Source organism: Halorussus aquaticus (assembly GCF_024218795.1).
GTDB lineage: Archaea > Halobacteriota > Halobacteria > Halobacteriales > Haladaptataceae > Halorussus > Halorussus aquaticus.
In genome coordinates this window covers 195,046-217,806 of the sequence record NZ_CP100401.1, presented here as the reverse complement: position 1 = coordinate 217,806, position 22,761 = coordinate 195,046, and the positions used below count along the sequence as shown (strand labels likewise).

27 protein-coding genes are annotated in these 22,761 nt (G+C 66.4%); 12 read left to right on the top strand and 15 right to left on the bottom strand.

The genetic code is table 11. The features are described 5' to 3' along the window. Positions 1-12: 12 nt before the first annotated feature. Positions 13-1,644: a potassium channel family protein gene (locus NGM06_RS19505; protein ID WP_254270439.1), complete on the bottom strand. Its 1,632-nt coding sequence runs from the start codon at positions 1,642-1,644 to the stop codon at positions 13-15. 87 nt (positions 1,645-1,731) lie between these two features. Beyond that, on the bottom strand, positions 1,732-2,301 hold the full coding sequence (locus NGM06_RS19500) for a GbsR/MarR family transcriptional regulator (RefSeq protein WP_254270438.1): 570 nt from the start codon (positions 2,299-2,301) through the stop codon (positions 1,732-1,734). A 62-nt stretch (positions 2,302-2,363) separates the two neighbouring features. Here NGM06_RS19500 and NGM06_RS19495 point away from each other — a divergent pair, with 62 nt between their 5' ends. The 4 genes from NGM06_RS19495 (at position 2,364) to thiC (ending at position 6,286) form a co-directional block, all read left to right on the top strand. After that, positions 2,364-3,155: an ABC transporter ATP-binding protein gene (locus NGM06_RS19495; protein ID WP_254270437.1), complete on the top strand. Its 792-nt coding sequence runs from the start codon at positions 2,364-2,366 to the stop codon at positions 3,153-3,155. After that, positions 3,148-3,936 carry a hypothetical protein gene (locus tag NGM06_RS19490; RefSeq protein WP_254270436.1) on the top strand — a complete coding sequence of 263 codons (789 nt, stop codon included), beginning with the start codon at positions 3,148-3,150 and terminating at the stop codon, positions 3,934-3,936. The genes NGM06_RS19495 and NGM06_RS19490 overlap by 8 nt, the downstream gene beginning before the upstream one ends. Next, positions 3,927-4,685: an ABC transporter permease gene (locus NGM06_RS19485; RefSeq protein WP_254270435.1), complete on the top strand. Its 759-nt coding sequence runs from the start codon at positions 3,927-3,929 to the stop codon at positions 4,683-4,685. Before NGM06_RS19490 ends, NGM06_RS19485 begins: the two co-directional genes overlap by 10 nt. 119 nt (positions 4,686-4,804) lie before the next feature. Then, entirely contained in the window at positions 4,805-6,286 is a 1,482-nt protein-coding gene (gene thiC / locus NGM06_RS19480) for a phosphomethylpyrimidine synthase ThiC (RefSeq protein ID WP_254270434.1), read from the top strand. A 76-nt stretch (positions 6,287-6,362) separates the two neighbouring features. Here the strand turns inward: thiC and NGM06_RS19475 are convergent, their stop codons facing one another. The 3 genes from NGM06_RS19475 to NGM06_RS19465 all read right to left on the bottom strand — a co-directional run bounded on the left by NGM06_RS19475 (position 6,363) and on the right by NGM06_RS19465 (position 7,683). After that, on the bottom strand, positions 6,363-6,968 hold the full coding sequence (locus tag NGM06_RS19475; protein WP_254270433.1) for a hypothetical protein: 606 nt from the start codon (positions 6,966-6,968) through the stop codon (positions 6,363-6,365). Between the two features lie 85 nt (positions 6,969-7,053). Continuing rightward, the gene (locus NGM06_RS19470) at positions 7,054-7,362 is read right to left on the bottom strand and encodes a nucleoside triphosphate pyrophosphohydrolase (protein ID WP_254270432.1); all 309 of its coding nucleotides are present in this window, start codon (positions 7,360-7,362) and stop codon (positions 7,054-7,056) included. A gap of 39 nt (positions 7,363-7,401) precedes the next feature. After that, complete coding sequence (locus tag NGM06_RS19465; RefSeq protein WP_254270431.1) at positions 7,402-7,683, bottom strand: winged helix-turn-helix transcriptional regulator; 282 nt, start codon at positions 7,681-7,683, stop codon at positions 7,402-7,404. 182 nt (positions 7,684-7,865) lie between these two features. Between NGM06_RS19465 and NGM06_RS19460 the strand changes: the two genes are divergently transcribed. The 4 genes from NGM06_RS19460 to NGM06_RS19445 all read left to right on the top strand — a co-directional run bounded on the left by NGM06_RS19460 (position 7,866) and on the right by NGM06_RS19445 (position 10,386). Beyond that, entirely contained in the window at positions 7,866-8,660 is a 795-nt protein-coding gene (locus NGM06_RS19460; RefSeq protein ID WP_254270430.1) for a creatininase family protein, read from the top strand. A 64-nt stretch (positions 8,661-8,724) separates the two neighbouring features. Continuing rightward, positions 8,725-9,006, top strand: a complete 282-nt coding sequence (locus NGM06_RS19455; RefSeq protein WP_254270429.1) for a hypothetical protein — start codon at positions 8,725-8,727, stop codon at positions 9,004-9,006. A 47-nt stretch (positions 9,007-9,053) separates the two neighbouring features. Further along, entirely contained in the window at positions 9,054-9,449 is a 396-nt protein-coding gene (locus NGM06_RS19450; RefSeq protein WP_254270428.1) for a hypothetical protein, read from the top strand. A 154-nt stretch (positions 9,450-9,603) separates the two neighbouring features. Then, positions 9,604-10,386, top strand: coding sequence for an SDR family NAD(P)-dependent oxidoreductase (locus tag NGM06_RS19445; RefSeq protein WP_254270427.1), 783 nt, complete (start codon positions 9,604-9,606; stop codon positions 10,384-10,386). A gap of 29 nt (positions 10,387-10,415) precedes the next feature. On the opposite strand, the gene NGM06_RS19440 is transcribed toward NGM06_RS19445, so the two are convergent. The 3 genes from NGM06_RS19440 to NGM06_RS19430 all read right to left on the bottom strand — a co-directional run bounded on the left by NGM06_RS19440 (position 10,416) and on the right by NGM06_RS19430 (position 12,600). After that, positions 10,416-11,162, bottom strand: a complete 747-nt coding sequence (locus tag NGM06_RS19440) for a DUF7504 family protein (protein ID WP_254270426.1) — start codon at positions 11,160-11,162, stop codon at positions 10,416-10,418. Between the two features lie 79 nt (positions 11,163-11,241). Continuing rightward, positions 11,242-11,904 (bottom strand): O-methyltransferase, encoded by a 663-nt coding sequence (locus NGM06_RS19435; RefSeq protein ID WP_254270425.1) that lies wholly within the window; start codon positions 11,902-11,904, stop codon positions 11,242-11,244. Positions 11,905-12,024: 120 nt separating this feature from the next. Continuing rightward, positions 12,025-12,600: a DUF7282 domain-containing protein gene (locus NGM06_RS19430; RefSeq protein ID WP_254270424.1), complete on the bottom strand. Its 576-nt coding sequence runs from the start codon at positions 12,598-12,600 to the stop codon at positions 12,025-12,027. Positions 12,601-12,861: 261 nt separating this feature from the next. Here NGM06_RS19430 and radA point away from each other — a divergent pair, with 261 nt between their 5' ends. Beyond that, the gene (gene radA, locus NGM06_RS19425) at positions 12,862-13,875 is read left to right on the top strand and encodes a DNA repair and recombination protein RadA (RefSeq protein ID WP_254270423.1); all 1,014 of its coding nucleotides are present in this window, start codon (positions 12,862-12,864) and stop codon (positions 13,873-13,875) included. 25 nt (positions 13,876-13,900) lie between these two features. Here radA and NGM06_RS19420 read toward each other — a convergent pair whose 3' ends face one another. Continuing rightward, a complete protein-coding gene (locus NGM06_RS19420) occupies positions 13,901-14,248 on the bottom strand; it encodes a hypothetical protein (protein WP_254270422.1) in 348 nt (115 codons plus the stop codon). 74 nt (positions 14,249-14,322) lie between these two features. Here NGM06_RS19420 and NGM06_RS19415 point away from each other — a divergent pair, with 74 nt between their 5' ends. Continuing rightward, a complete protein-coding gene (locus NGM06_RS19415) occupies positions 14,323-14,595 on the top strand; it encodes a hypothetical protein (RefSeq protein ID WP_254270421.1) in 273 nt (90 codons plus the stop codon). Positions 14,596-14,604: 9 nt separating this feature from the next. Here NGM06_RS19415 and NGM06_RS19410 read toward each other — a convergent pair whose 3' ends face one another. From NGM06_RS19410 to NGM06_RS19395, 4 genes are all read right to left on the bottom strand, one after another. Continuing rightward, a complete protein-coding gene (locus tag NGM06_RS19410) occupies positions 14,605-15,855 on the bottom strand; it encodes a Zn-dependent hydrolase (RefSeq protein WP_254270420.1) in 1,251 nt (416 codons plus the stop codon). A 71-nt stretch (positions 15,856-15,926) separates the two neighbouring features. Further along, positions 15,927-17,006 (bottom strand): CNNM domain-containing protein, encoded by a 1,080-nt coding sequence (locus NGM06_RS19405; RefSeq protein WP_254270419.1) that lies wholly within the window; start codon positions 17,004-17,006, stop codon positions 15,927-15,929. A gap of 90 nt (positions 17,007-17,096) precedes the next feature. Then, positions 17,097-17,402, bottom strand: a complete 306-nt coding sequence (locus tag NGM06_RS19400) for a HalOD1 output domain-containing protein (protein WP_254270418.1) — start codon at positions 17,400-17,402, stop codon at positions 17,097-17,099. A gap of 197 nt (positions 17,403-17,599) precedes the next feature. Beyond that, complete coding sequence (locus tag NGM06_RS19395) at positions 17,600-18,094, bottom strand: DUF7344 domain-containing protein (RefSeq protein ID WP_254270417.1); 495 nt, start codon at positions 18,092-18,094, stop codon at positions 17,600-17,602. 251 nt (positions 18,095-18,345) lie between these two features. On the opposite strand from NGM06_RS19395, the gene NGM06_RS19390 reads away from it, so the two are divergent. Continuing rightward, the gene (locus tag NGM06_RS19390; RefSeq protein ID WP_254270416.1) at positions 18,346-19,725 is read left to right on the top strand and encodes a tryptophanase; all 1,380 of its coding nucleotides are present in this window, start codon (positions 18,346-18,348) and stop codon (positions 19,723-19,725) included. Between the two features lie 74 nt (positions 19,726-19,799). On the opposite strand, the gene NGM06_RS19385 is transcribed toward NGM06_RS19390, so the two are convergent. Continuing rightward, on the bottom strand, positions 19,800-20,078 hold the full coding sequence (locus NGM06_RS19385) for a DUF7553 family protein (RefSeq protein ID WP_254270415.1): 279 nt from the start codon (positions 20,076-20,078) through the stop codon (positions 19,800-19,802). Positions 20,079-20,195: 117 nt separating this feature from the next. Here NGM06_RS19385 and NGM06_RS19380 point away from each other — a divergent pair, with 117 nt between their 5' ends. Next, positions 20,196-20,351 carry a hypothetical protein gene (locus NGM06_RS19380; protein WP_254270414.1) on the top strand — a complete coding sequence of 52 codons (156 nt, stop codon included), beginning with the start codon at positions 20,196-20,198 and terminating at the stop codon, positions 20,349-20,351. Between the two features lie 31 nt (positions 20,352-20,382). Here NGM06_RS19380 and NGM06_RS19375 read toward each other — a convergent pair whose 3' ends face one another. Beyond that, the gene (locus tag NGM06_RS19375) at positions 20,383-22,710 is read right to left on the bottom strand and encodes a pentapeptide repeat-containing protein (protein WP_254270413.1); all 2,328 of its coding nucleotides are present in this window, start codon (positions 22,708-22,710) and stop codon (positions 20,383-20,385) included. Between the last annotated feature and the right edge of the window lie 51 nt (positions 22,711-22,761).

The following is a 22,761-nucleotide window of genomic DNA, read 5'->3' as shown; positions in this document are numbered from 1 at the left end:
CCCGGGGGCGTCTCAGTTCGCCAGCGTCGTGAACCGACCGACGCTCTCGTCGGTCCCCGCGACGATGACGTCGTCGCCCCGCCGGAAGCGGAAGTCCGGTCCCAGTTCGGTGACCACCCGCCCGTCGCGTTCGACCGCCACGACCGTACACCCGGTCCGGGCGCGGATGTCGGTCTCCGCGAGGCTCTGGCCGACGAACTCCGTGGCGGTCGTCCGGACGATTTCGACCTGTTTGTCCATCGAGATGACCTCCTCGCGCTCCAGAATCGTGGACGCGAGCATCCGGCCCGAGACGGTGGCCAGCGCCAGCACGTAGTCGGCCCCGGCCCGATAGAGTTTGTTGACGTTTCCGGTCTCCTCGGCCCGAGCCAACACCTCGATGTCGGGGTTCAGGTCGCGCGCCACCAGCGTCCCGAACCCGGTCAGCGTGTCGTCGGCGACGGTGAACACCACCGTTCGGGCCTGTTCGATGCCCGCCTTCTCCAGCGTCTCGGGGTTGGTCGTGTCGCCCTGCACGTCGACGCCGGGTTTGTCCGCGACGTCCACCACGGTGTAGGAGATGTTCGCCGCGGCGAGCGCGTCGGTGACGGTCGAACCGACCTCGCCGTGACCGACGACGAGGACCGTGCCCCGTCGGGGACTCCGCGCGGTCGAACTCGCGAGGTCGTTGAGGCGTTCGAGTTGGACCTCTCGGCCCGCGACCAGCAGGACCGTTCCGGAGACGAGTTCGGTGTCGGGCGACGGCGGCGTCTCGAACTCCCCCCGAATCCACGCCCCGATGACGTTCGCCCCCGAGCGCTCCCGGATACCGCTCTCGGCGAGGGTGTGCCCGGCGAGTTCGCTCCCGCGCTGGACCGAGAGTTCAGCGATTTCGAAGTCCGAGCCGATTTCGACCGCGTCGCCGAGTTCCGTCGAGACGGCGGTGGTAATCTTGTCGGCCAGACTCTCGCCGACCAGTCGTCGCGGCGAGAGGACCTCGTCCACGCCCGCGAGTTCGTGGTAGGCCTCGTGGTCGGGTTCCTCGACGACGCTGACGATGCGCACGTCTTCGGCGGCCTCCCGCGCCGTCAGGACGATACTCACGTCCACCTCGTCACCGGCGTCGGCGACGAGCGCGGTGGCTCCGTCGAGGTTCACCCCTTCCAGCGTCTCGACCGACTCGGGGTCGCCGTGGACGACCGAGTAGCCCGACTCGTAGAGGTCTAACGCAGTCGCGCGGTCGGGTTCCACGACGACGTACTCGACGTCCCACGACTCCAACTCGGAGATGAGCGTCTCGGCCCGAGGGGTGTGCGTGCAGATGACGACGTGGTCGCTGAGGTCCTCGGCCGTCGTCGGGAGCGTGGTCGAGAGCGCGTCCTCGAACAGCGGGACGACGAACACCGGCAGGGCCGCGAAGATGAGGACCACGCCGGTCAGGTCCATGAGCATCACGAACAGGTTCATCTCGGGGGTCTCCCACGGCGCGTCAGACCCGTACCCGGTCGTGGTGAACGTCTCCACGACGACCTGCATGGACTGGTAGAACGGTTGGGTGTGGCCCTCGTAGACGGCCATCCCGTAGTCGTAAATCAGCGCGTACCCGACGAAGACGGCGACGAGCGTCGAGACGTAGTAGAGCGTTCGGCGCTTCCACGTTTCCATCGGGTGATGATTTTCGGGGGACGGTGTAATGGATTGGGGTTAGCGTCCGCCGCCCGCTTCGCCACGGTGAACTCATTGCGTGCGGCCCTACTCCCCGGACCGAAGGCGGCCGAACAGGTCCGTGATTCGGTCGAGCGACGAACTCGTCAGAACGGTAAGCGCCCTGTCGGCCTTCTCGTAGACGCCCTGCAACTTCTCGACTTTCTGCAAGTCGCGCTCGGCGCGCTCGGAGTCGGCGTCCCGAAGCGTCTCGGCCGCCTCGTCGAGCGCCCGCGTCATGATTCGGACCTCGCTCCGGACCTCCTGATTGAGCAACTGCTGGAAGACGTGCCAGAGGTCTGTCTCGGCCTCGTAGTAGGCCTTCTTCCCTTCCCCGGGTATCGACCGCCGGTGGACGAAGTGGTAGCGCTCCATCGCGGACGTCGCGGTGCTGACCGTGGACTTGGCGTAGTCGCTCTCGTCGGCGAGGCGGTCTAGCGACAGCGGTTCGTCGGCGAAGTAGAGCAGGCCGTAGAGTCGTCCGTAACTCGGCTTGATGCCGTACACCTCCGCCGCGCGGGCCATCGCCTCGATTACCTCCTCTCGGGCGCGTCGAACGGCCGGTTCGTCGGCGTCCTCGGTGGGTTCGTCTGCGGAACCCGCGTCAGGTTCGGTCATTATGGTCGCCCGAACATACGCCACCGAAACTAATAAATCGTGTTATACGGAATATTCGGTATATGGCGAATATAGAAAACAGGCGTCGAAACGACGCGACCGACGGGGCCGCCCTCGGCGACGAACTCGTCGTTCGCGGTCGGAACGTGACGAAGACGTACGACTCGCCGCTCCCGTTCACGCGCTCGGTCGAAGTGCTCCGTGGCGCGGACCTCGACGTTCGACGGGGCGAAATCGTCGGTATCGTCGGCGAGAACGGGAGCGGGAAGTCCACGCTGATGAAGATTCTCGTCGGTGCGCTCGACCCCGACGACGGCGAGGTCGTCGTGGACGGCGTGGCCGGATGGTGCCCGCAGGAACCGCTGCTGTACGACCGACTCACCGTGGCCGAGACGTTCCGGTTGTTCGGGACCGCCTACGGGATGACCGACGACGAGATTCGGGACGCCCGGGACCGTCTGGCCGACCGACTGGGCTTCGAGGAGTTCCTCGACTACCGCATCGACCAACTCAGCGGCGGTAACAGGCAGAAGGTCAACCTGAGCGTCGCGATACTGGCCGACCCGGACGTCCTGTTTCTGGACGAACCGTACACCGGGTTCGACTGGCAGACCTACCTCGCGTTCTGGGAGTTGACCGAGGAACTGACCGACCGCGGCGTCGCCATCGCGGTCATCTCGCACTTCGTGAGCGAGCGCGAGCGGTTCGACCGCATCCTCGAACTCGAAGACGGCCGACTGACCGACGTGACCGACGCCGACCTCGCGGACCGCCCGACCGACGACCCCCGGGACCCCGGCAGTTCCGGCGGGGACGCCGACCCGGCCGCGCGGGAGGTCGGGACCGATGCCTGAGAGTGCGAGACGACGGACCCCAGCGAACGGCGAACGACGAGCGGGGCGACTCCGACGCCTCCGAGTGGGCGTGAGTTCCCACGTCCGCGCGTTCGTTCGCACGCCCCTGAACGTCGCCCTGCTGGTCGTCCTCCCGGTCGTGGTCGTGGAGGGCTACGGGACGGCGATGGCGGCCTTCCCCCAGTTCCCGCACCTCGACGGCGGGACGATGGCCGAGATGGGCCGGGTCAACGGCGCTATCTACGCCGCCGCGTTCCTCGCCGGAATTCTCGGTCTGTTCCAGATGCTCGGGGCGGTGCAGGCCGACGAGCGACTCGGCGTCTGCGGCTACGACCGCGCCGAACTGTTCGCCTCGCGGTTGGTCGCGGTGGTCCTCGGGAGCGCACTGGTCGCGGGCGTCACCACTGCGGTCCTCTGGTGGCGCGTCGAACCCGAGGCCCCGCTCGCCGCGTTCGGCGCGCTGACGCTCGCGGCGCTGCTGTACGGACTGGTCGGCATGCTCGTGGGCGCGGTCCTGCCGCGAGCGCTCGAAGGGTCGCTCGTCCTCGTCTTCCTCGTGGACTTCGACGACTTCCTCTCCAGCGGCCTGCTCGACGTGGACTCACCCTTCCTCGTACTCTTGCCGCTCCACTATCCTCACGACCTGTTCCGGGCGGCGGTGTTCGACGGGACGGTGCCCATCGGGGACGCGCTCGCGGGGACCGCCTACCTCGGCGTCGCGTTCGCGGCGGCGCTGGTCGTCTACGCCCGCGTGACCGGCGACGGGGGTGTATGGGCGTGAGCCGAATCGGTCGGCGAGGTCCCACCGTCACGGCGTTCGAGATGGGCCTCCGCGAGTACGCCCGGACGCCGGTCTTGCTCGCGCTGCTGGTCTTCCTCCCGGCGTACTTCGTCGGCGTCCTCGTCTTCCTCATGCCCGATTCCCCGGTTCCCGTCGAAGTCGCCGGGAACGGGACCGTCACGCTCCCGTCATCGCAACTCTACGGCATCCTGCTCGTCCCGCTGATGTGCGCGCTCGTCGGCGGCATCGCGGGACTCTTCCTGACGCTGACCGCCCGCGACGCGGACGGTCGTCTCGCGGTCGCGGGCTACCGACCGGCCCACTTACTGCTCGCCCGTGTCGGCCTGCTCTCGGTCGCCGCGGCGGTCGCGGCCGCGGTCTCGCTCGCGGTTCTCTCCGTCGAGGTAGTCCCCGACCGACTAGGGTGGTTCGCCGTCGCGTCGGTGCTGGGGGGACTCACCTACGGACTCCTCGGAGCGCTCGCCGGACTCGTCTTCTCGCGGTTGGCGGGGGTCTACCTCTTGCTGTTCGCGCCGATGGTGGACGTGTTCTTCTTCCAGAACCCGATGGTCTCGGACCCCCACTGGCTCGCGTCGTATCTCCCCGGGCACTACGCGACGGCGGTCGCCGTGGACGCCGGACTCTCGGCGTCCGTCGCGCTCGAACCGCTCGGCAAGGCGATTCTCTACCTCGGTGCCGCGGGCGTCGTCACCGCCGTCGCGTACTACCGGACGATACGACTCGGGTAGTCGAATCCCCGCGTTCGACTCGGTCTATTTCGCGTACGACTCTCCGTTCGGTACGACCGACCCCTGCCGCAACGTCCCGACCGCGGAATTTATTACTAAGTAGTACAACCTAGTAATCCATGACGCAACTCCAGCGTGCCCGCGAGGGAACGGTCACCGACGCGATGGAACGAGTCGCCGAACGCGAACAGGTGGACCCGGAGTTCGTCCGTCAGCAGGTCGCCGACGGACGGGCGGTGATTCCGGCCAACGTCGAGCACGACCGACTCGACCCGATGATTATCGGGCGCGAGTTCGCCACGAAGGTCAACGCCAACATCGGTAACAGCGAGACCGACAGCGGTGTCGAGGAGGAGTTGGAGAAGTTGCACGCCGCGGTCCACTACGGCGCGGACACCGTGATGGACCTCAGCACCGGCGGGGACCTCGACCGGATTCGGACGGCCAACGTCGAACACTCGCCGGTCCCCCTCGGAACCGTACCGATTTACGAGGCGGTCAAGCGGGCCGAGAGCGTCGCGGACATCACACACGAACTCCTGCTCGACGTCGTCGAGAAGCAGGCGGCGCAGGGCGTCGATTACCAGACGATACACGCCGGAATCCTGATGGAACACCTGCCGCTGACCGACGGTCGCAAGACCGGCATCGTCTCGCGCGGCGGGTCCATCCTCGCCCAGTGGATGGAGGAGAACGGGATGCAGAACCCCCTCTACGCCAAGTTCGAGGACATCTGCGAAATCTTCGCGGAGTACGACGTGACGTTCAGTCTCGGCGACGGTCTCCGACCCGGGTGTCTGGCCGACGCGGGCGACGACGCCCAGTTCGCGGAGTTGGAGACGCTCGGCGAACTCACCAGTATCGCACACGACCACGGCGTGCAGGTGATGGTCGAGGGACCGGGTCACGTCCCGATGGACCAGATTTCGGGGCAGGTCGAGCGCCAGCAGGAGGTCTGCGACGGCGCGCCCTTCTACGTCCTCGGTCCCCTCGTGACCGACGTGGCACCGGGCTACGACCACATCACGAGCGCCATCGGGGCGACCGAAGCGGCCCGCGCGGGGGCCGCGATGCTCTGTTACGTCACGCCGAAGGAACACCTCGGACTCCCCGACGCCGAGGACGTTCGCGACGGACTCGCGGCCTACCGCATCGCGGCCCACGCCGCCGACGTGGCGAACGGACGCGAGGGCGCCCGCGACTGGGACGACGCCCTCTCGGAGGCCCGGTACGACTTCGACTGGCGACGCCAGTTCGACCTCGCGCTCGACCCCGAGCGCGCCCGGTCGTACCATGACCAGACGCTCCCCGGCGACAACTACAAGGAGGCGCGGTTCTGTTCGATGTGCGGCGCGGAGTTCTGCTCGATGCGCATCGACCAAGACGTTCGAGAATCACGCCGTGATTCTCGAAGCAGTCAGACGAAGTCTGACCCGCCTCGCGACGCAGACGGCGAGATGAGCGAGATAGCCGAGGAGACCGACGTGGAGGCCTCGGCCGCCGCGGAGGTCAACCGACCGCCGGTCGGTACTCACGAGGTCGACGGCGCGCCGCTGGAGGACGTGGACCTCGACCGCGAGTACCCCCCGGCGGACGACTGACGGGGCGTTCGAGCGACGTCTCTCCCGCGAACTGGGTCCTCCGACACCCGCGACCGCAAAAAAGAGAACGGCGGAGTCAGGGGTCCGTACACTGGTAGTACGAACAGCACGACGCCTGCGTCGCGACGCGGTCACCCTCGTACGTGATGGCACTCGATGCGTAACACGACCCGTCGGCCTCGGGCGGACAGGCGTACTGACTGCAACTCTGGGTCGTCGCGGTGTCCTCGGCGTCGAGCGTTCCGACCTCGGGGTTGAACACGGTCACCGAGTCACCGTCGTCGAGGAGGGCGTACGACTCGCCCGTCCCCGGTTCGACCGATATCGTGAGCGTCCCCCGCGCGACCTCAGTCACGGCGACGAGTTTGTCCGGTTGAACGTCGGCCTCCACGAACGCCGTCCCCGATTCACCCCGTAGCGGGGCGTGGGGCGATGCCGGGCGGTCGGTCGGGAGTTCGGTGACGTCGGGGGCGTCGAGGACGCCCTCTTCGGAGAGCAACGTCAGTAAGTCGCCACCGTACGATTCGAGCAACTGCTCGGACTCGTCGCGCCGCGCCGGACGACCGGGTCTCTCGGCGTCGGCCGCGGCGGCGCTTCCGGCGGCGAGACCGGTCGTCGCGCCCGCCACCGCGACTCGCTTCAGGAGCGAACGTCGGTCGATGGTCGTGTCGTTTGGTTTCATGGACGGCACCCCGATATCTATAGTTGATAAATTAATATTTTTAGCCTAAAATTTTAGGTCGGATGGGGATGTGCTCTGCCGGAATTCACTCGACACGCTCTAAAACCACGCCGTCGTCGAAGCGTCCGCGTTCCTCGGCCTTCTCCTCAAGGAGGCGCTCCAGTTCTTCCCTGTCGGACTCGGTCGCGTCTCGAATCGCCGCGACGACCTCCAGCACGTCGGCGAGTTCCTCCGGGTCGCCGTCCTCGCGGAACTCCTCGGCCTCCTCACAGAGTTTCTCGCGGAGGCGGCGTCGGTACTCCTCGCCGTCGGCGACGTGGGTCACGGGCGTCTCGTCGTTCTCTCGGACGACCTCGGGAATCCGGTCGCGGACGAGTTTGTCGTGCTCGGTCACGACGCGACGGTGCGCACGGCAGCACTGAAGTCGTTTCGGTCAGACCGCCTCGGCGCTCTCGGGACCGGCCTCTCCGGCCTGCAGACACTCCTGCACCGAGTCGGTGAGGGTGTAGAGTTGCTTGCGAGCGTCGGGGATGTAGACGCGCTCCTCGATGACGCCTTGCTCCTTGAGTCGCTTGATGGAACTGCGGACCGTTCGGGGCGAGAGGCGAGTCCGGTCGCTGATCTGTTGCTGAGTCAGGGCCTCGTCGTTGTACTCGAGTACCTTCACGACCAGTTTCGCGCTCGGCGGGGCGTCGTCGTCGAGACAATCAGTCATCGTGTTCGTAGCGTCGTACGCCAAGGGATTATACGTTTCCTAACCCCGGTGAAACGAGGTTACTGCTGGGTAACTGCCGGGTGTCCCGCAGTGCTAAATCCCACGAAACGGCGGTGAGAACCCGGCGGATACGTCGTACGAAGCGGGCAAGAACTTTACCCGCTCGCGCCCGGCCTACCGACATGTACCTCGCCGACCAGACGTGGCCGGAGTTGAGCGACTACGTGGCCGAGGAGTCGTTGGCGCTCGTGCCGCTGGGTTCGACCGAACAGCACGGACCGCACCTCCCGCTCTCCACCGACCACACGATTGCGGAGGGTCTCGCACGCGAAACCGCCGACCGAACCGGCTACCTCTGCACGCCGACCGTGAACGTCGGGGTCAGTCCCCACCACAAGCAGTTCCACGGAACGATGTGGGTAGACCCGCCGGAGTTCCGCGACTACGTCGAGAGTTTCTCCAGAAACCTCGCGTACCACGGCATCGACCGCATCGTCTTCGTCAACGCTCACGGCGGCAACCAGACCCACCTCCGGGAGGTCGGCCGCCGCCTCCGCGAAGACGAGGTGGCCTACGCCGTGGAGTGGATGTGGGACGAGTCAATCACCGACCTCGTGGACGACCTCTTCGCGGTCAACGGACCCCACGGCGGCCCGAAGGAGACTGCGATGATGATGCACCTCGACCCCGAGAACGTGCGGACGGACGAACTCGAAGCGGCGCGTGACGGCGGCGCGTCCGACTGGCCGCTCGACGACGCGTTCGTCCACGGCGCGCGCAACTTCTACGACGCCATCGACAACACCGACAACGGCGTCCTCGGCGACCAGACCGACGCGACTCCCGAGAAGGGCCGAAAGCTCTTCGAGGCCGCGAGCGACCAGTTGGCCCAACTGGCGGAGTGGCTGGACGACCGGCGATTCGAGGACCTGATGGCGAAACCCCACGTCGAACCGCGACCCGGCAGTCGCCGGTAGCGTCGTCCCCGAACCTCGACGGACGGCCCGAATTCCTAACCGGTCGCCTCTCTTACGGCCGGGCATGAGCAGGTACACGGCGGCCGACGACCCGGACGACGACGTGGACGACACCGAGCGAATCCGTATCGACGAGAGCGACGCCACCGACGACCGAGTCCGAACCGACGAACGCGCCACCGCCGACGAGGAGTCGGGCGACGGGTTCTGGGACCTCGGGGTCGCCGCGGCGCTCGCGGTGGTCGGAGTGGCGCTCGTCCTCTTCCCCGAACCCGCGACCACGGTCACGGGATTCCTACTGCTGGCGTTCGCGGTCGGTCTCGTCGTCCTCGACGCGCTGACGTGAATCGGTCGGCCACAGGCCATAACCCTGTCACGACCCTCTTTTTGGACATGGCGAACGACCCGTACACGGACGACGAGTACGACGACACGTACAGAGAAGTCCACGGCGACGAACCGACGCGTGACGAGTACACCGACGACGGCGCGACCGACGACACGTTCTTCCCGTCGGGCGTCGGCGGGTCGCTCTACCCCACCGGGTGGGGCGTCTGGCCCGGCGGCGACACCGTGGACGCCGACTACGACGGGACCGAGGGCGAGTACGACGGGCAGACCGCCCGCGCCAACGACGACGAAGGTAGCTGGTGGGACGAGGGACTCATCGGCGCGCTCCTGTTGGTGGGCGTCGTGCTGTTCCTCTTTCCCGAACCCGCGACGTCCGCCATCGGTATCGGTCTCGTCACTATCGGCGTGATAGCGTGGCTCATCGACTGGGCGATGTGAGTTTGATCGACTGGCCGATGTGAGATAGCCGCGAGCGGCGCAGCGGTGTGGCGCTGCGACGGTGCGGCAGTGCGGCGCGACGGTGCAGTGGGGTGGCGGTGCGGCGTCGTGGGCCAACGCGATTACGGTCCTTCGCTCCGACCGTGGAGACGATATGGGAACGCTGAACCCCGACTTCTCCGATTCGACGGTTATCGTCACGGGCGCGAGTGCGGGCATCGGCCGAGCGGTCGCGCTCGCGTTCGGCGAGGCGGGCGCGACCGTCGTCGTCGCCGACGTGCGTGAGGACCCGAAGGCCGACGGCGAATCGGTCCCGACCCACGAGCGAATCCGCGACGCGGGTGGCGACGCCGAGTACGTCGAGACCGACGTCTCAGACCCCGACCAGATTCGGACCCTGATAGCGGCGGCCCGCGAGTTCGGTGGTGTGGACGTGATGGTGAACAACGCCGGGGTCTACACCAAGCGCCGGTTCCGCGAGGTCACGCTCGAGGAGTTCGAGGAGGTCCACGCTGTCAACGCGCGAGGCACCTTCTTCGGGACGCAGATCGCCGCGAACGACATGATAGACCGCGGCGACCCCGGCGTCGTCATCAACACCTCCTCGGACACGCAGGGCCGGGCGGCGTGGGACCACTCTCACTACGCCGCGACCAAGGGCGCGATTCGAATGATAACGCGGAGCGCGGCCCTCGAACTCGCCGCCGAGGACGTGCGGGTCAACGCCGTCGCGCCCGGTCCCGTCGCCACCGAAATCCGCGAGGGGTGGTCCGAGGAGGCCGAGGAGATGGCCCCGACGGGCGAGACGCCCGACCTCCCCCTGCGAGCGGCCGACCCGGAGGAGTTGGCCGGAGCCTACCTCTTTCTGGCGAGCGACGCGGCGTCGTACGTGACCGGTGAGACAGTCTGGGTGGACGGCGGCGGCCACGTCTCCTGACCGACCGGATTCGAGGTGCGACGTCCGAGCTACAACCGGACCCAGTCGGTGGTCAGGTCGCGGCTCGGGACGTGCCACCGCTGTTGGGCGTCGTGGCGCCGGGTCGCCGCGTCCCCCGACCGAATTTCGATGACCGCGTCCACGTCGGCAGCGAGTGCTTGCGCGCGCTCGCCGTCGTAGTCGTCCTCCAAGAGATAGTGGGCCATCGCGTCGTGGTCGCGGACCGAATCACCGACCGTCCGGAGACACCGCCGGACCACCCCCCGACCGTGGTGGTCGAACAGCGTTCCGAGCGAGTCGATACCGACGCGTAACTCCGCGGGACGGAGACCGTCGGCGTCGCGCGCGAACTCCTCGATGGCCTCGACGAGCGCGGACTGAAGACCGTCGAGTCGAGGGTCTGTGACCCGGGTCTCTGGAATCGACGCCTTCGCGGAGTCGGTCGAACGCGTGGCCGACGTAATCGACCGCGGCGCGTCGGCGTGATTGACGATTTTCGTCGTCTCGGACACCGGTCGCGGAGTCGTCTCCGGGTCGGGGAGACGGTCGGCGATGCTCCGCGCCTCCGCGTCGGTCACCGCCAACAGTCGGTACCGGGTGGCCGCCGGGTCGCCGAACAGGTTCGCGCTCGCGCGCGTGAACAGTTCGGGTCGTGCGTCTCCGACGACCAGCAGGGTACAGCCGGTGGCCTTGAGTTCGTTCAGCAGGCCGAGGAACTCGACGAGGTCGTCGGCGGTCGCGTCGGAATCCCGACTGCCGGAACTATCTGTCGCCATCGCTAGTCTTGCGATGGAATATCACTGCACAATTTATAAATTTACCCCGCATCCGTCCCGGAATTTGCGCGCTTGACGATTACGTTCGATAACTCAGCGCGAGACCTTGACCGAGCGGAACACCGACCGTCTCGAACGCCGGGTCGTCGCGAACGGTCCGTAGGTAGTCGGCGATGCCGCGAGTCTGGTCGTCCACGTCGCCGGGGTCTCGGCCTTCGAGCAGTTCCAGAATCGCGTGGAAGTCCTGCGCTCCGCTCTCCATCGCGTTGTCGGCGACGACGACACCGCCCTCGGCAACCTTCTCGCGCACCGCGTCGAAGGCGTCGGGGTACCCGTCCTTGTGGCAATCGACCAGCACCACGTCGAAGGGTCCGTCGTAGCGTTCGACGGTTTCGAACGCGTCGCCCTCCTCGAAGACGGCACGGTCGGCGTACCCGCCGCGGGCCAGATACTCGCGGGCCTCGTCGAGTTCGTCGGGGTCGTGTTCGGTCAGGACGATCTCGCCATCTTCCGGTAGCGCCGCCGCGAACCAGTAGGCGGAGTAGCCGAACCCCGACCCGAACTCGAAGATTCGTTCGGCATCCACCATCCGCGCCACGAGGCGGAGGAAGCCGCCGACCGCCGGGCCGACCGTCGGGAAGCCGATGTCCTCGCCGTGGGTCTCCATCTCCCGCAACGTGTCGTCGCGGTCGGGTACCATCGCGCGGACGAACCGTTCGGTCTCCTCGGGCAGTAGCTCCATGCACGAACGGTTGCGAGGTGGACAGTTAATCCTTGCCGGTCGGCGAAATTCGGAGAACAGCGACTCCGAACTTCGGTCCGTCGGGACTTCACGGCGCGAGGAAACCGGTCGGGTCGGTGGTCACCGTCCCCTCACGACTCTGCTCGCCGTGGTAGTTCCTCGACGCGTCTCGTTACCGACGGTGACGAAGGCGACTGCGTTGACCGGGAGACCGGTCGGTTGGAGGTAGGGCCTGTCGGTGGCGTTCTCCCGCCCCTCCGCTTGAGCCTGAGTCACGTTGAAGTCGAACGTCTGGTTCTCGTTCGTGTCGAGGTGTGGGGTCGCGATGAGAACCTGCGAGCGACCGATGGGCATCTCCAACGAGACGGTCAGGTTCTCGTGGGTCCCGGGTTCGAGGTACGTCGTGTTACCGAGGACGGTGCCGTTCTGGGCGAAGACGACCACGTAACCGCCGGCAGAGAGGTTCGTCTCGGCCACCGTGACGGCCGACCCGTTCGAGCGCTGGTCTTCGAAAGTGACCGTCGCCGACTCGTTCGCGGTCTGGTTGGCCTGCGTCGTGGTCTCCTGTGCGAGCGGTGCGGGCGATGCGTCGGCGGCCGTTCCCGTCGCGGGTGGCCCGCCGACCGCGCCCGCCAGACCGGTCGTAACCAGCAACAGTGTGAAAACGAGCGCACCGAACGTCGCGTTTCGTGTCATTCTCCGTCGGACTCTCGGTCGCACTACGAATAAACGAGAGCGACCGTTTCGGACTGTTCACACGCGTAACGTTCTGATACGCGACTACGACGACGCGCCGAGTCCGTTACGGTCGCCGGTAGGTCCGGTTAGGTTCGACTTACGACACGACGGCCCGGTCGATTCCCCAGCGGCGACGCCTGGGTGAAGGGTCGGCGACCAGTTTCACTTTCACTCCCCAGTATACGCCACCTTATCTCCCTGCGACGCCAACGACGTTCGATGGCAGCAACAGAGAAACTCGACACGCTCCCAGGAGTAGGACCGGCGACGGCCGAGAAACTGCGCGGCGCGGGGTACGACACGTTCGTCTCCATCGCCGTGGCGAGTCCCGGCGAACTCTCGAACACCGCCGACGTCGGCGAGACCAACGCCGCCGACATCATCCGGGCGGCGCGCGACGAGGCCGACGTGGGTAGTTTCGAGACCGGCGCGGAGGTGCTGAAGCGCAGAGCCGACATCGGCAAGTCGTCGTGGAACGTCCCCGCGGTGGACGAGATGCTCGGCGGCGGCGTCGAGACCCAGTCCATCACCGAGGTGTACGGCGAGTTCGGTGCCGGGAAGTCGCAGGTAACCCACCAACTCTCGGTCAACGCCCAACTCCCGGAGGACCACGGCGGACTGGAGGGCGGCGTCCTCTTCGTGGACAGCGAGGACACGTTCCGCCCCGAACGCATCGACGACATGGTTCGCGGTCTCGAAGACGACGCCAAGCGCGCCGCCGCGGAGCGCTACGGCGTCCAGACCGAGGACGCGCTGGTCGAGGCGATGCTCGACCGGATTCACGTCGCCAAGGCGTTCAACTCCAACCACCAGATGCTCCTCGCGGAGAAGGCCGAGGAACTCATCAAGGACCGGGGCGACTCCGAGGAACCGATACGGATGGTCTGCGTCGATTCGCTGACGGCCCACTTCCGCGCGGAGTACGTCGGCCGCGGCGAACTCGCCGAGCGCCAGCAGAAACTCAACAAGCATCTCCACGACCTCGTGCGAGTGGCGAGTCTCCACGACGTGGCCGTGGTGGTGACCAATCAGGTCCAGTCGAACCCCGACTCCTACTTCGGCGACCCGACCAAGCCCATCGGCGGCAACATCCTCGGGCACGCCTCGACGTTCCGCATGTACCTCCGGAAGTCGAAGGGGAACAAGCGAATCGTCCGCCTCGTTGACGCGCCAAACCTCGCCGACGGCGAGGCCGTGATGCGGGTCACGAACGACGGCCTGAAACCCGAATAAGGCTGGCCGCCGACGCGGCGTCGGCCTACACCAGCGCTAGCACGGCCAGTACCGCACCGGTGACAGCGACCGCGACGCCTCCCGCTCTCGGCGTAACAGGTCCCTCCGGATGGGTCCCGGGGAGCGAGACCGGACGTGCGACCTGAAGCAGACCGACGGTGAGGACTGTCCCCGGAAAGGCGAATCCCGCGCCGATTCGGGGAGACGAGAAGGTGAAAAACAGCGCTCCGATGAAGACGAAGACGGCGGCTATGCCCCGAGCGCCCGGCGTCACGTCGTCGTTCGAGAACGCGACGAATATCGCGGCGGGCCACCACCACAGCAGGACGCCGACGCCGAACCAGAACGCTCCGAAGAGGAGTGCGACTGCCATGCCCGGCGTTTCGTGTCCGAAGTCAAGTAATTTCGGGCGTGAATACTTTACCGACCCCGCGACAACGCGGACCTATGGTCGACCGACGACAGGTTGAGCTAATCGGTGTGTTGGTCTTTTACTTCGCGATTTACACCGCGGTCCTGGGTCCGGCAATCGGCGGGGCGACCGGGTTCGAGAAGTCCGCGCTGGACCTCTCGGGCGACCGCGGTGCGGCGCTGCTCCGGATGTTCACTTCGGTCCGCGGATGGATACTCGTTCTCGGGTTCGGCCCGGTGGTCTACGGCTACATGCTCACGCGCGCGCGGATTGCCGGAGTCGGTCCGCGGGAGATGTGGGGGCGATGAGAGACGAGTTCACGCCCCACCGAGGTCGGCCAGCGCGCCAGCCAGCACCCGCGTGGCGGTCGCGCAGTCGTCCCAGTCGGTCCACTCCTTCGGGTTGTGGGAGATGCCGTCCCGCGAGGGCGCGAACAGGAGTCCGGCGTCCGTGACCTCGGCGACGTGCATGGTGTCGTGGGCCGCGCCCGAGTGCAGGTCGAGCGTCTCGATTCCGGCCTGTTCGCCCGCGTCGTGGGCGGCCGACCGCACGCGATCGCTCATGGGCGTCGGTTCGAGGTCGAAGGGTCGCCGGAACTCCGTCTCGACCCCGCGCTCGCGTTCGAGGCGCGCGAGGCTCCGGCGCGCTCGCCGGACCAGTTCCGTCATGACGTCTCGGTCCACGTCCCGAACGTCCACGCCAGCCGTGACTTCTCCGGGAACCACGTTAGTCGCGTTCGGACGCACGTCGAGACTACCCACGGTCCCCACCGCAGTGTCGCTCTCCTCGGCGACGACCTCGTTCGCGGCGCGTTCGACGTCGAGCACGAACTCGCTGGCCGCCGCGAGCGCGTCGGTCCGGTCGCCCATCGGGGTCGCCCCGGCGTGGTCGGCCTCGCCGCGTATCGTCACCTCGCAGTGGGTGATGCCCGTGATGGCGGTGACGACGCCCACCGGAACGCCCGCGTCCATCAGTCGCTCGCTCTGCTCGACGTGGAGTTCGAGCCACGCGTCCCAGTCGCTGGCGTCGAGGCGGCCCTCGCCCCGGAAGCCGATATCGGTCAGGGCGGTCTCCAGCGCGGTCCCGTCGTCCGCTTCGAGCGCGAGTGCGTCCTCCACGGAGCGCTCGCCCGCCGCGACCGACGACCCGAGCAGGCCCGAGGCGAAGCGCTGGCCCTCCTCCTCGGTGAACGAGACGACTTCGACCGGGCGCGTCGGTTCGACTCCCGCGTCCCGCATCGCCCGGACGGCTTCCAGCGCGGCGTAGACGCCGAGGGGTCCGTCGAAGATGCCGCCTTCGGGGACGGAGTCGAGGTGGCTTCCCGCCGCGACCGGGTCGGCGTCTGGGTCGGCGCTCTCGGGGGTCCACCGTCCCGCGACGTTCCCGACCGCGTCGATTCGCACGTCGAGTCCTGCGTCTTCCAGTCGGGAAACCAGATACTCGCGGGCCTCGCGGTTGGCTTCGGTGCCGGTCAGTACGGTGCGTCCGCGCCCTTCGTCGGACTCGACCTCGCCGAACTCGGCGGTTCGCTCGATGTCCGTCCGGAGGCGCTCGGCATCCACGTTCATGTCCGAAGCGTCGGCGGCCCCGCTAATGAGTGGTGGGATGGGGGCAGAACGCACGAGTCGCCTCGGGAGCGCTACACGCTTCCGGCCGCCGCGGAGTGTCCCCGGTCGAGGGGGTCCTCGATGTCGCCCGTGACTGCCTCCAGAGCGTCGGTAACGGTCACGAGTCCGACGACGTCGCCGTTTTCGACCACCAACGCGAGTTCCTGATTCTCGGTCTGGAACTGGTCGATGGCGTCGCTCACGTCGGCGTCCGGCGAGAGCGTCATCGGCGGCGCGGCCAACTCCGCGAAGTCGAGGTCCCCCTGCGACAACTTCTCGCGGTGGCGCACGAGCACCGGCACGTAGACGATGCCGCGGAAGTCGGTCAGGTCCTCGGCGACCAGCGGATACCGGGTCTGGGGTCTGTCAGACATGCGCCGGAAGTTCTCCTCGGTATCGACTTCGGTGGACAGCGCGACGATTTCGTCGGCGGGAATCATCACTTCGCGGACCGACTGCTCGCCGATTCGGAGCGCGTTCATCACCTCGTCCCGGCGCTCGGCCGACAGGTCGCCGCGTTCGAGGACGGACCCGAGTCGGTTGCGGAGGTCGGCCCGAGACTCGATGGCCTCCTCCTCGGTTTCGAGCCACGCTCCGGTCATCTCGATGCCGAACAGTCCGAGCGTCGCCTTCGCGACCCAGTCGCCGAGGGTGATGAGGGGGGAGATGAGGTAGTTGAACCAGTACAGCGGCGTCGCGCCGTACCGACAGACCAACCGGGAGCGCTCGACGCCGAGGTAGGTCGGGGTCTGCTCGCCGTGGGTCAGGTGGACGAGGTTGATGAGGAGGAAGGCGAGAATCGCGCCCGAACCGAACGACGCGAGCACCGTGTCCGCGAAGATGGGTTCGAAGATGGCGGCGAGGGCGGGTTCGGCCACGATACCGACCGCGATGCTGGACGCCGTAATTCCGACCTGACAGGTGGTGAGATAGATTTCGAGGTTCTGGGTCATCTCCCACGCGCGCTCCAGCGCAGGGGTTCCGTCGACGAACTCGTCCTCTGTGAACTGGCGTGCGCGCGTCAGCGCGAACTCGATGGCGACGAAGAATCCGTTCGCCAGTATGAGCAGTACGCCCGCGGCGAGACGACCCGCAATTTGGAGCGAGTCCATCGTCACGTAACTACGGCGCGAAGGACACAAAGAAGTGATGGTTTATCGACGTAATCTACACCCCGCGACCGAGACGGCAGACGGTCTGGTTCAGGAATCTCGGTCCGCGGACTCGATTTCGAGGAGTCCGCTGGAGTGGACGGTCACGTCGTAGTTCTCGTACGTGAACGACATGTGTCCCCCCACGTCGGGCAACCCGCCCGTCCCGACGAAGTCGTTCAGGGTGTCGGGTTCGACGGTCTCGAAGAGCGGTTCTAACTCCAGTGGGTCTGCGTCGGCGATGTCGGCGACGGTTACCACCAGCATCTCGCTCGGGCGGTCGTCGCTCGACGGGTCGTAGTGAACGTAGCGCGTTCGGTCTTCGGCGGCGTCGTCTCCGGTTTCGTTAGGGTCCATCATACTCGGGGGTGCAATCGCCTTTAGACGGAGGGCGAACGAGTCGGACTCCCGTCGCCCGCAGTTCGGTCTCTGGTTCCGTCTCCAGTGATGACAAACGAATAGAGTAGCGGCGTTGATATACTTATCGGATAGGCTCTCGAATTAGGACGCCTTCGTGGCGCATCGAATTCGAACGGAAGCCGTGAACAGTCGTATCAGGAGTCCTCGACCGACTGCACGAATTCGAGAAACGCCGTCACTCGCTCGTCGCCGCGGTAGCGGACGGTCTTCGAGCGAGGGTCGTAGTCGAGGACGGCGGTGCGGTCTAGTTTGGGGAGGCAGTTGTGATGGAGTGACACTGCGACGCGCTGGTGGTGTCGGTCGGAGTCGGTGTCGGTACCGGTTTCAGAGTTCGATTCCGTGTCCTCAGCGGACTCGGACCCGCCGTCGGACTGGGTCTCGCTGCAATCCTCCGTCCGCGCTCGGCCCTCGACCGGACGCTGTCGTTCGCGCTCTACTACGTGGTCGACGATGTCGTCGAGTTCGACCACGTCCACAGAGAGCGATTCCAACTGCGCGAGAACGTCTCGGGTTCGTCGGTCCGACACGATGTCGAAGAGGTCGTCGACGCGTTCCTCTTCGGCCGGTTCGTCACGGCTGAACGGGGGAGTCTCGTCGTCACCTCCGCCCTCGCAGGCGTCATCACACATGATAACTACTGTCAGAGCCACGGTAGGCTTATTTCTGACGGGCGAACGCGACGTGGTCGATAAATTCTACCTTTGGCCGACACGACGTTTACGTTTGCGTAAACGGAAACGAAGCGAGCGACTGACCGAGCTGCCCCCCCCGACAACTCCGTCGGGCAGTGTCCACAATCGGATGACAGCGGCCCCATTAGACCACGCTCGTTCAGAGCTGTCTCGCAAGCAATACGTTCGAGGGCGCCGACCGCATCGGTATGCGAGCGTACAAATCGAAGATGGTCACGCCGATTCGACTCCCCGACCGCGAGGAGCGAGAGGCGAATCTGGAGCGAGCGGGATACAACGTCTTCAACCTCGATTCGGAGGGCGTGTTCGTGGACCTGTTGACCGACAGCGGGACCGGAACGATGAGCGAGTCCCAGTGGGCCGCCATGCTGTCGGGCGACGAGGCCTACGCCGGGAGTCGGAGTTTCGACCGACTGGAGGAGGCGGTCTCGGACGTGATGGGCTTCGAACGCATCATCCCCGCCCATCAGGGCAGAGGCGCGGAGAACGTCCTCTACGGCGCGCTGGTCGAGGATGGCGACTACGTACCGAACAACACCCACTTCGACACCACCCGGGCGCACATCGCCAACAACGGGGCGAAGCCGGTCGATTGCCCCTGTGAAGGCGCGCTCGACGACGACCGACCGTTCGCGGGGGACCTCGACGTGGAGGCAGTTCGGCGTCTCGCGGACGAGGTGGGCGCGGAGAAGATTCCGGCGGTGCTGCTCACCATCACCAACAACTCGCTGGCGGGCCAACCGGTCAGCGTGGAGAACGTCCGGGCGGCCCGCGAGGTGGCCGACGAACTGGACGCCGCCTTCGTCATCGACGCCTGCCGGTTCGCCGAGAACGCCTACTTCGTCCGGGAGCGCGAGGCGGAGTTCGAAGGCGAGTCGGTCTCTGCCGTCGCGCGCGAACAGCTCTCGTACGCCGACGCGCTCGTCATGAGCGGGAAGAAGGACGGACTGGTCAACGTCGGCGGGTTCGTCGCTATTCGAGACGACGAGAAGTTCGACGACCTCTACGCCGACGCCCGCGAGCGCGGCATCCTCTACGAAGGGTTCACGACCTACGGCGGGATGGCGGGACGGGACCTCGAAGCGATGGCGGTCGGTCTCCGCGAGGCGGTCGCGGAGTCGTACGTCGCCGACCGCGTCGGGCAGGTCCAGCGACTCGGCGACCTGCTCGCCGACCGCGGCGTACCGGTCGAGCGACCCACCGGCGGACACGCGGTGTACGTCAACGCCGCCGAGTTCCTGCCCGAGATTCCGGACGACGAGTTCCCCGGACAGGCGCTCGTCTGCGAACTCTACCGCGAGGGCGCAGTCCGCGGCGTCGAACTCGGGAGTTTCGCCTTCCCCGACACGGACCGACCGGAACTGGTTCGCCTGTCGCTTCCGCGGCGGACCTACGGTGCGGACCACCTCGACCACGTGGCCGAGACGTTCGAGAAAGTGGCCGAGCGCCGCGACGCGGGCGAAATCTCGGGCCTCGAAATCGTCGCGGAACCCGAGATGGCGGAACTGCGCCACTTCAGCGCGGAACTGCGACCGGTTCGAGCGCAGGAGACGACCACGGCCGACTGACCGCGACCGAATCGGCGCGACCGCTCGCCCTTCTCTGACTGCGGTTTTCTCGTCTCGTGCGAGCAGTTCTCGACTCAGACGCCCTCTACCGTTTCGCGGTAGGCCCGAACGTCTCCGAGCGCGGACTGCACCGTCTCGGCCTGCTCGTCGTCCAGCGCCGACTGTACGTCCTGAAGGTTGTGTTCGAGGCGCGCGAGCGTCCCGTGGTCGGGACCGCGCTCGCTGTCGGCCATCGTCCGAAGTCGCTCGGCGAGGGATTCGAGTCGCTCGCCGGTCTCGTCGTCTGAACTGGCCTCTCGCGCCGAGTCGAGCCGCTCCGCTGCTTCGCGGAGTTCGGTTCTGTCGTCGGTCATATTCGACGCTACGACCGAGACCGGAAAATAATTTCCGTCGAGGTAATTTCCCGAGACGACGGGACGTTCTGACGACCGATCGCAGTCCTCATTTCGAGCGAGTCCCTATTGGAACGCATGGGTTCCAAGCTCAAACGCGGTCTGTACGGATTCGTCGGACTACTCGCGCTGGGTTTCGCGGTCCACTACGTGCTGTTCGGATCGCTCCCCGTCGGTAAGCCGGAACTGCTGAAGGACGATTCGGAACCGGAGTGGAACGAAGTCGAAGCGTAGCCGCAGTACGACGAGAACGAGGACCGCCGACTTAGCTCCCGCCCAGCACTCGTTTGAACAGCGTGAACGTGAGCAGGGTGAAGAACAACCCGTTCAGCATCCCCTGACTCGCGGCCAGAATCTTGGCCGCCCAACCCACGGGTCCGATGTCGCCGTAACCGATGGTGCTGAAGCTGATGTAACTGTAGTACAGTCCGTCGAACAGCGTCGTCGCGGGCGCGCTCGCGTCCCAGACGACTCCGGCCCCCGTCTCCAGCGGCCCGCCGAGGACGTAGAAGACGCCGAACAGCGCGGGGAGCAGGAACGTGAGCGCGGCGATGCGTGGCAGGCGGTTGCCGTAACCGCAGGTGAACTGCATGAAGAAGTTGAGTCCGACGCTGGACGCCTTCTTCGCCCGAGTCCACGCGTCGATGGAGTACTCGTGGAGGACGATGTCGATGTTCTTCCGACGGTTGTAGAAGTACCGCTTGAACTCGAACTCCCTCATCGCGGGCGTGTCGCCGACCGCGTCGGCGCTGTCCTGTGCCTTCCGGTAGGTCTCCTCTACGACTTCGTTCGACATCTCTACGTCGTAGCGGCCGGAGGTCCCGTCGCCGATGAAGTCGTGGAGGTTCCAGTCGTTGCGTTCGAGCGAGGCGTGGTGGTCGCTGAAGTCGAAGTGGTCGAAATCCGTCAGACAGAACCGGAAGTGGTCGAGCAGTTCGTGTTCGTTGGTCTCGCTCTCCAACTGCAGGTCGCCGAGCGTCGCCGTCGTCAGGTCGTAGATGACGACGTTGCCCGCGGTCACGACGATACTACCGCCCGCGAGAGTCGCACCCGACAGGTCCACGTAGGTGTCGCCTCTCCCGGTCCCGACTACCCGGAACTGGACCGCGTCGAGGAACTCCGCTTCTCGGAAGTTGGACTCGGCGTCGAACGTCACGTCCCTGAACGACCCGTTCGTGAAACTCGCGGACTCGAAGTCCGCCAGCGACTCGAACGTGACCTCGTCGAAGCAGGCGTTCTCCTCCAGATGCTTGGCCTCGCCCTCGAAAATCGCACCCCGGAAGACGGCGTCGTCCTCGAACGTCGCCTCTCGGAAACTGGCGTCCTCGCGGAACCGCGCTTCGGTGAACCGAGCACGCGACCGGAACGTCACGTCGACGAAGTCGGCGTCGCCGTGGAACTCCGTCTCGACCGCCTCCACCTCGCCAGCGAACGCGCCCTCGTCGAAGGCCACGCCGTCGCGGAACGCCGTACACTCGAAGTTGGCGCGTCCCGCCACGTCGATGCGGTGGCAGTCGGCGCGGGCGTCGAAGACGGCCCGGTCGAGGTTGAACTCGTCGTCGAAGGTGGCGTCCTTGAAGTCGGCGAACCGGAACCGCGCGAGTTTAAAGTCGGCCTCGCCCTCGAACTGCGCGCTCTCGAAGGTCACATCGTCGCTGGTGGTCCGACTCCCGCCGTTGAACTCGACGCCTCTGAACTCGGCCACGGCCTTGAACCGAGCGTTCTCGAAGCAGGCGTCGTCGTGGAACTTGGCCTCGTCGAAGTCGGCCATCCGGTCGAACACCGCCCCACCGAACTGGGTGTCGCCCTCGAACTCGACGTGTTCGAAGTCGGACTCGGCGTGGAACGCCACGTCGGTGAAGGTGACGTACTGGAAGGTCGCTTGCCGGAAACTCGCGTCGTCGCGGAACGTCGTGCCCGCGAACGAGATGTGGTCGTCGAGGACGTGACTGGTGCCGGTCGTCTCGACGTTCCGGAAGTGGGCCGGGGCGTGGAACGTCGCGTTCTCGAAACTCGTGTCGTCGCGGAACGTCGTCTCGTCGCAGTTCACCTCGCCGTGGAAACTCGCGTCGCCGAACGACACGTCCTCGCGAAACGTCGCCTCGTACGCCGAGAACGTCCCCTCGACCGAAATCTGGTCGGCTTCGAGGGCACCGCCGATGGTCGCGCCCTCGAACTTGAGCGAGCCCACCGTGGCACCGCGGAGGTTGAGTCCCTGTTCGAGATGCCCGTTCGTGATGTCGAACCCGTCGATGTCGGCGTGCTGGAAGTTGAGAACGTGGTTGTTACCGCCGCTGATGTCCTGATACGTCAGCGAGAGGTGCGGGAGGTCCGCGCCCACGTACTCGTTCGCGCGTACGTCCTCCGATTCGAGGTTCCGTTTGAGTCGCTCGACGATGTCCTCTCCGGACACGTCGTTGCTGGTCCGTTCGTCCCGCGACATGTGGAACGGGCAGTAGTCGCTGTCACCGTACGGTTCGTGGGGACACTCCCACGTCGTCTGGAGGCGCGCCTCGGTCCGTTTGGACGGGTCGAACGTGTATCGGCAGGTCGCTGTCGAGTCGGCGGTGGTCCGTTCTTCAGTTCGTGCCATGGCTGTAGTCGGGTGGTCGAGCGGCCGGAGGGCGTTTCGCGAGTGATTCGA